Here is a 14,222-nt window from a genome sequence, read left to right as displayed (position 1 = left end):
ACTGTAGGAGCTGGCTTGCCAGCGAACAAGACCACGCAGTGCACCTGACGCACCGCCTGCGCCTGCAAGCTGGCTCCTACAGCTGCAATGCGGCACAATTAGCGCATTGATTTATTGCGCCCGGGCCTGCCGCCCCGGCTGGAGTTAGCATGTCCCTGATCATCACCGACGATTGCATCAACTGCGACGTCTGCGAACCCGAGTGCCCCAACGCCGCCATTTCCCAGGGCGAAGAAATCTACGTGATCGACCCGAACCTGTGCACCCAGTGCGTCGGCCACTACGACGAACCGCAGTGCCAGCAGGTCTGCCCGGTGGATTGCATTCCTCTGGACGAAGCTCATCCAGAGACCGAAGAGCAGTTGATGGAGAAGTACCGCAAGATTACCGGGAAGGCTTGAAATCCAGCGCTGCCTGCTCCGGCGCCATCGCGAGCAGGCTCGCTCCCACAGGGGATTTGTGAACTTTCAGCTCTGGCAGCGCGGGCAAAAAACGCTGGCGCGCTGCCCCAGCTTCACTTCCCGCAGGCCCGTGCCACAGACTTTGCAGTGCTCACCGCCGCGGCCGTACACGAACAGTTCCTGCTGAAAATAACCCGGCTGCCCGTCCCCGCCGATAAAGTCGCGCAGCGTAGTGCCGCCGCGCTCGATGGCGGCCGCCAGGATGCGCTTGATCTCGATCGCCAGCTTCAGGTACCGCGCCCGGGAGATGCTCTTGGCTTCGCGACGCGGATCGATACCGGCGGCGAACAGGGCCTCGGTCGCATAGATATTGCCGACGCCGACCACCACCGCGTTGTCCATGATGAACGGCTTGACTGCCATCGAGCGCCCGCGTGACTGCTGGAACAGCCGCTCGCCATCGAACAGGTCGGTCAACGGCTCCGGCCCCAGGCGAATCAACAGCTCATGATTGAGCGGATCGAGGCTCCACAGCATCGCACCGAACCGCCGAGGATCGGTGTAGCGCAAGGCCAGGCCCGATTCCAGCTCGATATCCACATGCTCATGCTTGGCCGCCGGTAAACCGGCTTGCACCAGGCGCAAATTCCCCGACATGCCCAAATGGCTGATCAAGGTGCCGACCTCGGCATTGATCAACAGGTACTTGGCGCGCCGCTCCACCAGCACGATGCGTTGACCGGACAAGCGCACATCGAGGTCTTCGGGGATCGGCCAGCGCAGGCGGCGATCGCGCACGATCACCCGGCTGACGCGCTGGCCTTCCAGGTGCGGCGCAATTCCACGGCGGGTGGTTTCGACTTCTGGCAATTCAGGCATGGTGCTCTCGGATCAGGCGCTCGGTGAGAAGAGGTTCGCCGTTCAGCGGTGAGTGCCGAGGTCGCGAATCGTTTGCTTCATGGTTTCGAAATCGTAATCCGAGAGGCCAACGTAATCGAGCACCAAATGCCCGATGCTGTTCCACTCGTGGTCTTCGGCCTGGTTGCCCAGTACGCGGTAGGACGCACAAATGTGCTCAGCCATTTTCAGGATCGCCAGCAGGTTCTTCAGGGCGCTGTTGCGTGACGACTCGTCGCTGAATATCGCCAGGGCATTGTGATGATTGGCGATCGCGGCAGACACGTGATCCGGCAGGCGCCAGGACTTGGCCGTGTAGTACCCGACCACGGCGTGGTTGGTGTTGAACGCCTGGTTTTCGGTGTCCACCACCCGGCAATCGGGACCGGCGTTGGCATAGGACTGTTCCAGCACGCTCATGTAGTTGGGGAACCGCTGCAGCATCAGCGGCACGCCGCAGTCGTGGAACAAGCCCAGGGCATAGGCTTCATCCCCGGCCTGGGCGCCAATGCGCTTGGCCAGGGTAAGGCAGGTCATCGCCACGTCCTGGGCGGTGTCCCAGAACCGGTTCAAGGTGACGATGGTGTCATCGTTCATCTCGCCCTTGATCGACTGCGCATTGATCAGGTTGATGATCGAACGGCTGCCCAGCAGATTCACGGCGCGCTGGATCGAGGCGATCTTGTTGCTCAGGCCGTAATACGGCGAGTTGACGATTTTCAGCAGGGAGCCAGAGAGGCCAGGGTCCTGGGAAATCAGCTTCGCGATCACGTCCAGATCCGGGTCGGGCATGTACTGTTCCATCTGCAGATCCACCATGATCTGCGGTTGGGCCGGCACACTGATGCCTTGCAAGGATTGCTGGATTTGTTCGGCGGTAAGCTCTTGGGACATAAGTACACACTCTGGGTCAGGCGCAGATTCTAACTTTTCTGAATTGGATCCGACACCTTGGCCGGTGCACCGATTGAAGTTTCATCCGATCCCGGCCTGACTCAACCGCATGTCCATCCACCGCGCCGCGGCCTTGTGCAACACGGTATACTCCCGCTCTTTTTTCCGGAGCGACGTCATGTCCCTGCCTAGCCTGCGCCTCAAAGCCAACGCCGACCGTCGCCTGCGCAACGGTCACCTGTGGGTCTACAGCAACGAAATCGACGTGGCTGCCACCCCGTTGCACGGCTTCAAGGCCGGCGACCAGGCGATCCTCGAAGCCGCCGGCGGCAAGCCGCTGGGCATCGTTGCGATGAGCCCGAACAACCTGATTTGCGCGCGCCTGCTGTCGCGCGACATCAAGCTGCCGCTCGACAAGTCGCTGCTGGTACATCGCCTGAACGTGGCCCTGTCGCTGCGCGATCGTCTGTTCGACAAGCCGTTCTATCGCTTGGTCTACGGCGATTCCGACCTGCTGCCAGGCCTGGTGGTCGACCGTTTCGGCGACATCCTGGTGGTACAGATCGCCTCGGCGACCATGGAAGCCCATAAAGACGATGTAATCGCGGCACTGACCCAGGTGCTCAAGCCAAGCGGCATCCTGTTCAAGAACGACTCCGCCGCCCGTGATGCCGAAGGTCTCAACCGCTATGTCGAAACCGTGTTCGGCCTGGTGCCGGAATGGGTTGCGCTGGAAGAGAACGGCGTGAAATTCGAAGCACCGGTCATCCAGGGCCAGAAAACCGGCTGGTTCTACGACCACCGCATGAACCGCGCACGCCTGGCGCCATACGCCAAGGGCAAGCGCGTGCTTGACCTGTACAGCTACATCGGCGGCTGGGGCGTTCAAGCCGCTGCATTCGGTGCCAGTGAAGTGTTCTGCGTCGACGCATCGGCCTTCGCCCTCGACGGCGTCGAGCGCAACGCCGCGCTGAACGGTTTTGCCGAGAAAATGACCTGCATCGAAGGCGACGTCTTCGAAGCCCTGAAAGAGCTCAAGGCCAGCGAAGAGCGCTTCGACGTGATCGTGGCCGACCCGCCAGCGTTCATCAAACGCAAGAAAGACATGAAGAACGGCGAAGGCGCCTACCGTCGCCTGAACGAACAAGCCATGCGCCTGCTCACCAAGGACGGCATCCTGTTCAGCGCATCCTGCTCGATGCACCTGCCCGAAGACGACCTGCAGAACATCCTGCTGACCAGCGCCCGTCATCTGGACCGCAATATCCAGATGCTGGAACGTGGCGGCCAGGGTCCGGATCATCCGGTGCACCCGGCCATCCCGGAAACCCGCTACATCAAGAGCATCACCTGCCGGTTGTTGCCAAACAGCTAACCCAAATCCCTTGTGGGAGCGAGCATGCTCGCTCCCACAGTAGATTCAGAAAGGTCCTACGCCGCCCTCATTGACTTCCCCCCACATCAAGTCGACTCTCGACCGTCCCTCACGGATCGAGCGCGTTGTTGATGAACCCTTCCCCGCATACCGCGAAAAAATCGTCGCTAATACTGCTATTGATGACCATGACGCTACTGGGCGTTTTCCCTCTGGACGTGGTGCTTCCGTCCTTTCCCGCGCTCTCTGATTACTTCCAGACCTCAGCATCCGACATTGCCCTTTCTGTCAGCCTGTTCGCCATCGGCCTGGGGATATCCGTGGTACTGGTCGGACCGCTGTCGGATTTATGGGGGCGCAGGCAGCTTCTACTGATCGGTATCGCCATCTCGGTAGTTGGTGCAGCGGGCTGCGTAATGACTCCGGATTACGGCTGGTTCCTGGTGTTTCGCGTTATCCAGGCAGTTGGCTGCGGTTCCTTCGTGCTATCGCAGGCGCTGATCCAGGATCTGTTCGTCGGCAGGGAACAGGAGCGCCTCAGAATCTGGATGACCACCGCAGGCGGCGTCTTCATTTCCATATCACCGCTGCTGGGAACATGGCTGCAAATGCATCTTGGCTGGGAGGGCAGCTTCTATGTCTTTATCGGGTTGGCGGTCATTGTCTGGATAAAGGCTGGCGTCTTGCTCAAGGAAACCCCGCGCAATCGTGCGTCTCCCGGTCGTTTTTTCAGCGCCTACTGGCGCCTGTGTTCCGACCCACGCTTCATGGGCTATTGGCTGATTTCCGCGCTGGCCTTCGCCTGCCATTTCTCATTCATCGTCATCTCGCCGATCATTTTCATGGAGCGCCTGGCACTTACACCCTACGAATTCGCCTGGGTAATGCTGCTGTACGGTGCCGCCTACATAGTTGGCGGGATAGTCGCCAGCGCACTGCATCGGTGCCTGCAGGCCAATACGCAGATCATCGTCGGCCTGGGGCTGATCGCACTGTCAGGGTTGGTCATGCTCTGGCTGGCCAGCCAGTTCGGGCTCACTGCAACAGCCGTGCTAATACCGATGCTGATTTGTACCGCCGGCACTACGATTGCCCGCCCCATTGCCAACTCCAAGGCGATGACCCTCCACCCGCAGGATGCTGGCACGTCCACTTCGGTCGGCGGAGTGATGATCTTCATGTGCGGCGGCGTGATCAGCGTTGTTATCAATCTGGCGTCCGCAGAACTGACCTGCGCCCTCGCCTTGTGCTTCCTTATCCTGAGCGGTGTGAGCCTGGCAGTGAACACGCTGATCACGCAGCGCAATCCTGCCTTATGTGTGAGCGAGCCTGTCGAATCGTCGCACCGTCGCGAAGGTCGTCAACGATAACGCTCGAAACCTGACACCCCGCGGCGCTCTCAGGTTTTTCGCGAGCAGGCTCGCTCCTACAGAGGGCTGTCCGTGCGTCTTGTGAATGCTGCCGCCACGCGTACAGGCATTCCCTCCAGCCGCCAGCCGTGTAGAATCGCGAACATTCATCGCCAGTCATCCCCGGCGGGTTTATGAGCTCAAGCTGAAGCGCGCGGCGATCCCGCAAAGTTATCGGCAACTTCCGGACACCCGGCCATTTCTGAGTGTTCCAGACGTCAATAGAAGCTCACTTCCCTTTTGATACCTGATTAGCCGCCCGGAGTGCTTCATGCCTGATTACCGCTCGAAAACATCCACCCATGGCCGCAACATGGCCGGCGCCCGCGCACTGTGGCGCGCAACGGGGATGAAAGATGACGACTTCAAAAAGCCGATCATCGCCATTGCCAACTCCTTCACCCAGTTCGTACCGGGCCACGTCCACCTCAAGGACCTGGGCCAACTGGTTGCCCGCGAAATCGAACGCGCTGGCGGCGTGGCAAAAGAATTCAACACCATTGCCGTCGATGACGGCATCGCCATGGGCCATGACGGCATGCTCTATTCGCTGCCGAGCCGCGAGATCATCGCCGACTCCGTCGAGTACATGGTCAATGCCCACTGCGCCGACGCGATCGTCTGCATCTCCAACTGCGACAAGATCACCCCTGGCATGTTGATGGCCTCCCTGCGCCTGAACATCCCGGTGATCTTCGTCTCCGGCGGCCCGATGGAAGCCGGCAAGACCAAACTGGCCAGCCACGGTCTCGACCTGGTCGACGCCATGGTGATCGCCGCCGACTCCAGCGCTTCTGACGAGAAGGTTGCCGAGTACGAGCGTAGCGCCTGCCCGACCTGCGGTTCGTGCTCCGGCATGTTCACCGCCAACTCGATGAACTGCCTGGTCGAGGCCCTGGGCCTGGCATTGCCGGGCAACGGTTCGACCCTGGCCACCCACAGCGACCGCGAGCAGCTGTTCCTGCAGGCCGGCCGCACCATCGTCGAGCTGTGCAAGCGTTACTACGGCGAGAACGATGACTCGGTGTTGCCGCGCAACATCGCCAACTTCCAGGCATTCGAAAACGCCATGACCCTGGACATCGCCATGGGCGGTTCCACCAACACCATCCTGCACTTGCTGGCTGCCGCCCAGGAAGCCGAGATCGATTTCGACTTGCGCGACATCGACCGTCTGTCCCGTCACGTGCCGCAACTGTGCAAGGTCGCGCCGAACATCCAGAAGTACCACATGGAAGACGTGCACCGTGCCGGCGGGATCTTCAGCATCCTCGGCTCGCTGGCCCGTGGCGGCCTGCTGCACACCCAGCTGCCGACCGTGCACAGCCGCAGCATGGAAGAAGCCATTGCCAAGTGGGACATCACCCAGACCAACGACGAAGCGGTGCATCACTTCTTCAAGGCAGGTCCTGCAGGCATCCCGACGCAAACCGCGTTCAGCCAGTCGACCCGTTGGGAAACCCTGGACGACGACCGTGAAAACGGCTGCATCCGCAGCGTCGAGCACGCCTACTCGCAAGAAGGCGGCCTGGCCGTGCTGTACGGCAACATCGCCCTGGACGGCTGCGTGGTGAAAACCGCTGGCGTCGATGAGTCGATCCACGTGTTCGAAGGCAACGCGAAGATCTTCGAAAGCCAGGACAGCGCCGTGCGCGGCATCCTCGCCGACGAAGTGAAAGAAGGCGACATCGTCATCATTCGCTACGAAGGCCCGAAAGGCGGCCCGGGCATGCAGGAAATGCTCTACCCGACTTCGTACCTGAAATCCAAAGGCCTGGGCAAAGCCTGCGCCCTGCTCACCGACGGCCGTTTCTCCGGCGGCACCTCGGGCCTGTCCATCGGCCACGCTTCGCCTGAAGCGGCTGCCGGTGGCGCGATTGGCCTGGTGCAGGACGGCGACAAAGTGCTGATCGACATTCCGAACCGCTCGATCAACCTGTTGGTCAGCGATGAAGAACTGGCGGCACGCCGGGTCGAGCAGGACAAGAAAGGCTGGAAACCGGTGGAAGTGCGTCCTCGTAAAGTGACTACTGCACTGAAGGCCTACGCGCTGCTGGCGACCAGTGCCGACAAAGGTGCTGTGCGTAACAAGGCGATGCTTGATGGGCTGTAAGGCTTAAGCGTTTGAACAAAATATGCCCCGCCAAGTGCGGGGTATTTTTTTGGGATCAATTATCAGCCAATTACGGCTGATCGTTCCCACGCTCTGCGTGGTAATGCCTCAAGGGACGCTCTGCGTCCAGTGACGCGGAGCGTCACGGGCTGCATTCCCACGCAGAGCGTGGGAACGATCAACTCGGCACCGCGTTATTACTGCGGGTTGGATCAATCAGTGGCTTTCATTGTTTTGGCTGTCCCCATCGCGGGCAAGCCCGCTCCCACAGGGATCGTCGGGTGTCACACAATTGGTGTTTGACCCAAGACCTTTGTGGGAGCGGGCTTGCCCGCGATTGGAGCACCGCGGTCTTACTGAATCTCTTGCGGTGTGACGACCACCCAGTTCTTGTCCGCCGTCACCGGCAACCCTTCCTTGGCCTGGGCTGCGGCGTTCTTGGCCATCATGCCCTGGATCTGGGTCATGTACTTGTCCTTGCGGTTGACCCACAGGTGGATGCCGCCCTTGGCCACGTCGACGCCGTGGAACAGCATGTAACCGTCGCTGGTCGGGGTATCGCCGCCGACGAGCACCGGTTTTTTCCACTCGTCGATGTAGGTCAGGATCGCCGCCTGCTTGCCGGCCATCCAGGTCGCCGGGGTCCACAGATACGGGGTCAGTTCGAGTCCGAGGTTGGCCTTCTCGTCATATTTGCCGGCGGTGATCTGTTTGCGCGCGGTGGTCAGTTCACCGGTCTTGGGGTCCTTGAGCAACATCGACACGCCGATCACGTTCTGCGGTTTGACGTTGTAGCCGTACTTCGGATCGGCCGCGACCATGCGCACCAGTTCTTCCGAGGCGGCGGTCATGACATAGACCTCGATGCCGTTCTCCATCAGCTTGTTGTAGAGCTCTTGCTGGCCGGTGAAGATTTTCGGTGGGTTGACGTCGAGTTTCTTGACCACGTCGCCTTCGTAATAGGTGGCTGGCACCGGCTTGCCGGAGGCCATCATCTCATCGACGTAGCCCTTGAGTTCCTGGAGCGTGAAGCCGGAAAACACCTGGGCGACCCATGGATAACAAACCATGTCGTCGAGCTCGCAGAGGCGATAGTAGTAACTGAACAGGCTTTCCTTGTGTTCGGCGGTGTCCTTGAACGGCATCAGTTTCAGGGAGGGGTCGAGCTTGTCGCGGGTGATCAGGCCCTTGTTTTCCATGAATGGCAGCAACGACTCTTCGAGGTCGTAGCGGTAACTGGTGTTGTCCATGTCGAACACCGCGTAGTTACCTTTGTTGGCGTTGGCGGCAATCATCGCGTCCAACGCCTTGGCCTGATCGGCTGGCCAGTGTTTCAGATCCGTGGCGAGTACCTGGCCGGCGAGGCCCAGGCAAAGTGCGGCGACCAGAAATTTCGGTGCGAACTTCATCTGCGTTTCTCCCTGAGTGAAAGAGATCGACGCTAACAAATAAGTGTGACAGTCCTCGTCTGTCAGCGACCGCCAACGTAGCTATCGCGCCAGCTGCATCGCCGAGAGCGACATCCGCTTATTCCAAAAACGACAGTTACCAGACGTTTTTGATATTAATTCATTGGAAATCAAGCTGTTAGGCTTGCCGGTTCGCAGCTGCCCCGGAAGGTGGCTGGCACAAGTCACTTCGGAGTACTCATGAATCTGCCGCTGATTCTCAATCTGCTGGTGTTCCTCGCGTTACTTTTTGGTCTCGCACAAACCCGCCACACCACTTTCAGCCTGGCGAAAAAAGTCCTGCTCGCACTGGTGCTGGGCGTGGCGTTCGGTGTGGCGCTGCACACTGTCTACGGTGCCGGTAACCCGGTGCTCAAAGCCTCGATCGGCTGGTTCGATCTGGTGGGCAACGGTTACGTGCAGTTGCTGCAAATGATCGTGATCCCCTTGGTATTCGCCTCGATCCTCAGCGCCGTGGCCCGTCTGCACAACGCCTCGTCGCTGGGCAAGATCAGCTTCCTGACCATTGGCACGCTGCTGTTCACCACCGCCATCGCGGCATTGATCGGCATTGGCCTGACCAACCTGTTCGGCCTGACCGCCGAGGGCCTGGTGGCCGGCACCCAGGAAATGGCGCGCCTGCAGACCATCCAGAGCGACTATGCAGGCAAGGTCGCCGACCTGAATGTGCCGCAGTTGCTGCTGTCGTTCATCCCGCAAAACCCGATCGCCGACCTGGCGCGGGCCAAACCGACGTCGATCATCAGCGTGGTGATCTTTGCGGCGCTCCTCGGGGTTGCGGCGCTGCAGCTGCTGAAGGATGACGTGGAAAAAGGTCAGAAAGTGATCAACGCCATCGACACCCTGCAAGCGTGGGTGATGCGCCTGGTGCGCCTGGTGATGAAGCTGACCCCCTACGGCGTACTGGCGTTGATGACCAAAGTGGTCGCCGGCTCCAACCTGCAGGACATCATCAAGCTCGGCAGTTTCGTGGTGGTGTCCTACCTCGGCCTGGGCCTGATGTTTGTGGTTCATGGCGTGTTGGTGTCGGCCACCGGGATCAACCCGCTGCGGTTCTTTCGCAAGATCTGGCCGGTGCTGACGTTTGCTTTCACCAGTCGTTCGAGCGCAGCAACGATCCCGTTGAGCATCGAAGCGCAGACAAGCCGCCTGGGCATTCCGCAGTCCATCGCCAGTTTCGCCGCCTCGTTCGGCGCGACCATCGGCCAGAACGGCTGCGCCGGCCTGTATCCGGCGATGTTGGCGGTGATGGTGGCCCCAACCGTTGGCATCAACCCGCTGGACCCGCTGTGGATCGCGACGCTGGTGGCGATTGTGACCTTGAGTTCGGCGGGTGTGGCTGGCGTTGGCGGGGGCGCGACGTTTGCCGCGTTGATCGTGTTGCCGGCGATGGGCTTGCCGGTGTCACTGGTGGCGTTGCTGATTTCGGTCGAGCCGCTGATTGATATGGGGCGCACGGCGTTGAACGTCAGTGGTTCGATCACGGCCGGGGCGATTACCAGCCAGGTGATGCAGCAGACGGATAAAGAATTGTTGGATGCGGATGAGCACTCGGCGTTGGCTCACACATAAGCGGCGCCAGGTAAACCGCTATCGCTGGCAAGCCAGCTCCCACAGCGATTGCAGGTGTTCACACAATTTGTAGTTCACCTTGGTCATTGTGGGAGCTGGCTTGCCAGCGATGCTCTTAGGCTTTTTCCCAAACTTCGAAGTTGTATGCCGGCTTGTCATCCACAGCCGGGTTTTCGATGTTGGACACCAGCTTCCACTGCCCCGAATCAAACTCCGGAAACCACGCATCCCCTTCCGGGCTCAGCGCCACACGGGTCAGATACAACCGGTCAGCCTGGGCCAATCCCTGCGCATACAACTGCGCCCCGCCGATCAACATCAGCTCATCGACGCCCTGCTCTTTCGCCCATTCTTCGGCGCGCGCCACGGCCGTTTCCAGCGACGGATAAACCTCCGCGCCTTCGAGCACCAGATCCGCCTGACGGCTGACCACGATGTTCAAGCGACCCGGTAATGGACGACCAAGGGAATCCCAGGTCTTGCGCCCCATGATGATCGGCTTGCCCAGGGTGGTGGCCTTGAAGTATTTGAAGTCCCCCGGCAGGTGCCAGGGCATGCTGTTGTCGATGCCGATCACGCGGTTTTCACCGAGGGCTGCGATCAGGCTGAGGGGGAGTGATTTAGTCATGCTGGCGAGGATACCAGAGCCGCGCTTTCCCCGATAAGCGCCGCAGCGGTTATGCTCACAGTTCAATTAAGCGACGGGATGCCGCGTGACTGAACTGAATAATCTCTGGCTGACAGAAACCATCCGCCTGCGCGAAGAACATGCCGGCCCCCTGGAAGATCTGGAAGCCAATCGGCTGGCCCGCAGCGCCGGCGGCGATCTGCCGGCACGCATACAACGCCGCGCCCTGTGGCTGGCCGAACGCGATGGCTTGAGCGAGGCACTCAAACACTGGCTGCAGGGCGCGCGACTGGCGCTGATCGTATTGGCGGTGCTGGCCGTGGTCAGTGGCGCGGGCCTGGCCTTTGCAGCCATGGGCGATGGCCTGCACCCGGTGAATGTATTCTGGGCCCTGGGCAGTCTGCTCGGGCTCAATCTGATCCTGCTGCTGAGCTGGGCCATGGGCCTGGTGCTTGCCGGCGAACACGGCGCCAGCCTGGGGCGCTTGTGGTTGTGGCTGAGCGAAAAACTCGCCCGGGATGCCAAGGCCGCGCAACTGGCGCCGGCCCTGCTGCTGTTGCTCCAACGCCAGAAACTCAGTCGCTGGGCGATAGGCGTGCTGGTCAACAGCCTGTGGTTGCTGGCGATGCTCAGTGCACTGGTGATTCTGCTGACGTTGATGGCGACCCGGCGCTACGGCTTCGTCTGGGAAACCACGATCCTCAGCGCCAACACTTTTATCGCCGCGACCCAAGCCCTCGGCGCACTGCCAGCCCTGCTCGGCTTCAGCGTGCCGACCGAGGAGATGATCCGTGCCAGTGGCGACGCCGCATTGAACATCGAAAGCGCCCGCCAGACCTGGGCGGCATGGCTGGTAGGCGTGTTGCTGGTTTACGGCGTGGTGCCGCGCCTGGTACTGGCGGTGTTTTGTTTGTGGCGCTGGAAGGCCGGCCGGAAGACCTTGCAGCTCGACCTGAAACTGCCCGGTTACGCGCAACTGCGCGAACGGCTGATGCCCACCAGTGAACGCCTGGGGGTCAGCGATGCCGCGCCGGCCCAACTTCACCGCGTGCAAAGCGGCGTCAATGAACAGCAAAGCGATGGCGCACTGTTGGTCGCCATCGAACTGGACGACGACCGACCGTGGCCGCCGCAACTGCCCAAGAGCGTGAGCAATGCCGGCATCCTCGACAGCCGCGAATCGCGGCACAAACTCCTCGAACAACTGAGCCGCTTCCCTCCTGCGCGCCTGGCGATCGCTTGCGATCCACGGCGCTCGCCGGATCGCGGCAGCCTGGCGCTGATTGCCGAACTGGCCCGCAGCGCCAACGCCAGCCGCATCTGGTTGCTGCAAGCGCCACCCGGTAAAGCGCTGGACGCCGAACGCCTCGGCGATTGGCACATGGCGCTGCAACAGCTTGAGCTGCCGTTCGCCGATTGCGCACCGATGAACTGGCTGGAGACGGGCCATGACTGACACCAGGAAGCAGCCTCTGAAACTCGCGGTTGTCGGCCACACCAATGTCGGCAAAACCTCATTGCTGCGCACCCTGACTCGCGATGTCGGTTTCGGCGAAGTGTCCCACCGCCCCAGCACCACGCGGCATGTCGAAGGCGCGCGGTTGTCGGTGAACGGCGAACCTTTGCTTGATCTCTACGACACGCCCGGCCTGGAAGACGCCATCGCCCTGCTCGATTACCTCGAACGCCTGGAGCGTCCCGGCGAGCGACTGGACGGCCCGGCACGACTGGCGCGTTTTCTTGAGGGCAGCGAAGCCCGGCAGCGCTTCGAACAGGAAGCCAAGGTCCTGCGCCAGTTGCTGGCGTCGGACGCCGGGCTCTATGTGATCGACGCCCGGGAACCGGTCCTCGCCAAGTATCGCGATGAGCTGGAAGTGCTGGCCAGTTGTGGTAAACCGCTGCTGCCGGTGCTGAATTTTGTCAGCAGCAGCAACCACCGTGAGCCGGCATGGCGTGAAGCATTGGCGCGCCTGGGTTTGCATGCGTTGGTGCGCTTTGACAGCGTCGCACCGCCGGAGGATGGCGAACGCCGGCTCTATGAAAGCCTCGCGCTGCTGCTGGAACATGCCCGTCCACAGCTTGAGCGGTTGATTGCCGATCAACAGGCGCAACGCCTGGCGCGTCAGCAAAGTGCGGCGCGCTTGATCGCCGAGTTGTTGATCGATTGCGCCGCCTGCCGACGCAGCGTGGTCAGCGAGGCCGAACAGGAACAGCAAGCCATCGACGAACTGCGCAAAGCCGTTCGCCAGCGCGAACAACGCTGCGTCGAAGCCCTGCTCAAGCTCTATGCCTTCCGCCCACAGGACGCGGCGGCCAGCGACTTACCGCTGCTCGATGGTCGCTGGGGCGATGACTTGTTCAACCCGGAAATCCTCAAGCAACTGGGCGTGCGGGTCGGCGGCGGGATCGCGGCCGGTGCGGCAGCCGGCGCCGGAGTCGACTTGCTGGTCGGCGGCATAACACTCGGTGCAGCGGCACTGGCCGGTGCGATTGCCGGCGGCGCCCTGCAAACCGTGCGCAGTTACGGCGGTCGGTTGCTGGGCAAGATCAAGGGCCAGCGTGAGCTGACGGTCGATGACAACGTGCTGCGGCTGTTGGCGCTGCGCCAACGGCAACTGCTGCAAGCGCTGGATGCCCGTGGGCATGCGGCGATGGACAGCATCCAGGTTGCCACGCCCCAGGACAAGACCTGGCGCGAGGGCAAACTGCCGGAAGCGCTGAACAAGGCACGGGCGCATCCGCAGTGGTCGTCGCTCAATGCGCATGCAAAGTTGAATCAGGCAGAGCGCCAGGAGCAAATCGAAGAGCTGGCGCAGCAACTGTAGGAGCGAGCCTGCTCGCGAAGGCCGCACCTCGGTCCAGCAGTTTTTATGCAGCCAGCAGACGCACTGCTTTTTCCTTCAAGATACCGAGATCAATGACCGGCACATGCATCTCCTTGGCCAGCTCATCCCACTGGCGCATGCGCAAACTGACCGCGCACAACGGGTCCTGTTCGAAGGCTTCAGCCTCAGCTTCGGTCATCACGCCGCCCTGATACTCCAGCGTCCGCCGACTGGCTTCGCTCAAGCGCTCGTAATACCCAGGCTCCTTGAGGGTCAGATAGCGTTTGGCCTGAACGTGATACTCCACCAGCCGTGCCATGCGCTCGCTGAAACCGACGCTGCGCAGGTAATCGGCGCCCAACCGTTCATGGCTGACCACGCCAAAGCCGCCCATGTTCTCGGCGCCCTCGGCGCAGATGTGCCCGATGTCATGGAAAAAAGCGGCAAGCACCACTTCGTCATCGAAGCCCTCGACCATCGCGCACTGTGCGGCCTGGGACATGTGCTCGATCTGCGATACCGGTTCGCCGATGTAGTCGGCATCGCCGAAGCGCTCGTATAACGCGAAAACCTTGGCGACTGCTTGTTCGTTGGGGCTCATCAGAAGTCTCGCGATGAAGTGAGATGAGTGCTCAATTG

Annotated in this window: 12 protein-coding genes; 7 read left to right on the top strand and 5 right to left on the bottom strand. The window is 61.2% G+C overall.

Features of this window, described 5'->3' with window-relative positions; all coding sequences use genetic code 11:
* The first annotated feature begins 149 nt into the window (after positions 1-149).
* Positions 150-401: a YfhL family 4Fe-4S dicluster ferredoxin gene (locus ACIO0C_RS01290; RefSeq protein ID WP_003195146.1), complete on the top strand. Its 252-nt coding sequence runs from the start codon at positions 150-152 to the stop codon at positions 399-401.
* Positions 402-467: 66 nt separating this feature from the next.
* Here the strand turns inward: ACIO0C_RS01290 and mutM are convergent, their stop codons facing one another.
* Together mutM and ACIO0C_RS01280 are read right to left on the bottom strand one after the other, a co-directional pair.
* On the bottom strand, positions 468-1,280 hold the full coding sequence (gene mutM / locus ACIO0C_RS01285; RefSeq protein ID WP_401306839.1) for a bifunctional DNA-formamidopyrimidine glycosylase/DNA-(apurinic or apyrimidinic site) lyase: 813 nt from the start codon (positions 1,278-1,280) through the stop codon (positions 468-470).
* A 42-nt stretch (positions 1,281-1,322) separates the two neighbouring features.
* Positions 1,323-2,138 (bottom strand): HDOD domain-containing protein, encoded by an 816-nt coding sequence (locus ACIO0C_RS01280; RefSeq protein WP_401307332.1) that lies wholly within the window; start codon positions 2,136-2,138, stop codon positions 1,323-1,325.
* Between the two features lie 232 nt (positions 2,139-2,370).
* On the opposite strand from ACIO0C_RS01280, the gene ACIO0C_RS01275 reads away from it, so the two are divergent.
* The 3 genes from ACIO0C_RS01275 (at position 2,371) to ilvD (ending at position 7,089) form a co-directional block, all read left to right on the top strand.
* Positions 2,371-3,567: a class I SAM-dependent rRNA methyltransferase gene (locus ACIO0C_RS01275; RefSeq protein WP_008065056.1), complete on the top strand. Its 1,197-nt coding sequence runs from the start codon at positions 2,371-2,373 to the stop codon at positions 3,565-3,567.
* A 131-nt stretch (positions 3,568-3,698) separates the two neighbouring features.
* Positions 3,699-4,937: a multidrug effflux MFS transporter gene (locus ACIO0C_RS01270; RefSeq protein ID WP_401306837.1), complete on the top strand. Its 1,239-nt coding sequence runs from the start codon at positions 3,699-3,701 to the stop codon at positions 4,935-4,937.
* 310 nt (positions 4,938-5,247) lie between these two features.
* Positions 5,248-7,089, top strand: coding sequence for a dihydroxy-acid dehydratase (gene ilvD / locus ACIO0C_RS01265; protein WP_180202277.1), 1,842 nt, complete (start codon positions 5,248-5,250; stop codon positions 7,087-7,089).
* 353 nt (positions 7,090-7,442) lie between these two features.
* Here ilvD and ACIO0C_RS01260 read toward each other — a convergent pair whose 3' ends face one another.
* On the bottom strand, positions 7,443-8,498 hold the full coding sequence (locus tag ACIO0C_RS01260; protein ID WP_401306834.1) for a haloacid dehalogenase-like hydrolase: 1,056 nt from the start codon (positions 8,496-8,498) through the stop codon (positions 7,443-7,445).
* Between the two features lie 240 nt (positions 8,499-8,738).
* On the opposite strand from ACIO0C_RS01260, the gene ACIO0C_RS01255 reads away from it, so the two are divergent.
* Positions 8,739-10,130, top strand: coding sequence for an L-cystine transporter (locus ACIO0C_RS01255; RefSeq protein ID WP_401306831.1), 1,392 nt, complete (start codon positions 8,739-8,741; stop codon positions 10,128-10,130).
* A 115-nt stretch (positions 10,131-10,245) separates the two neighbouring features.
* Here the strand turns inward: ACIO0C_RS01255 and ACIO0C_RS01250 are convergent, their stop codons facing one another.
* A complete protein-coding gene (locus ACIO0C_RS01250; RefSeq protein ID WP_401306828.1) occupies positions 10,246-10,758 on the bottom strand; it encodes a dihydrofolate reductase in 513 nt (170 codons plus the stop codon).
* Between the two features lie 85 nt (positions 10,759-10,843).
* On the opposite strand from ACIO0C_RS01250, the gene ACIO0C_RS01245 reads away from it, so the two are divergent.
* Positions 10,844-12,214 (top strand): DUF2868 domain-containing protein, encoded by a 1,371-nt coding sequence (locus tag ACIO0C_RS01245; protein ID WP_401306825.1) that lies wholly within the window; start codon positions 10,844-10,846, stop codon positions 12,212-12,214.
* Complete coding sequence (locus ACIO0C_RS01240) at positions 12,207-13,583, top strand: GTPase/DUF3482 domain-containing protein (RefSeq protein WP_401306823.1); 1,377 nt, start codon at positions 12,207-12,209, stop codon at positions 13,581-13,583. Before ACIO0C_RS01245 ends, ACIO0C_RS01240 begins: the two co-directional genes overlap by 8 nt.
* A 43-nt stretch (positions 13,584-13,626) precedes the next feature.
* On the opposite strand, the gene ACIO0C_RS01235 is transcribed toward ACIO0C_RS01240, so the two are convergent.
* Entirely contained in the window at positions 13,627-14,184 is a 558-nt protein-coding gene (locus ACIO0C_RS01235) for a phosphonate degradation HD-domain oxygenase (RefSeq protein WP_401306820.1), read from the bottom strand.
* Positions 14,185-14,222 lie beyond the last annotated feature (38 nt).

Origin of the sequence: Pseudomonas sp. NPDC087336, from assembly GCF_044744285.1 — a bacterium.
Lineage (GTDB): Bacteria > Pseudomonadota > Gammaproteobacteria > Pseudomonadales > Pseudomonadaceae > Aquipseudomonas.
The sequence above is the reverse complement of the archived record's forward strand: the minus strand, read 5'-3'. Positions and strand labels throughout refer to the sequence as shown.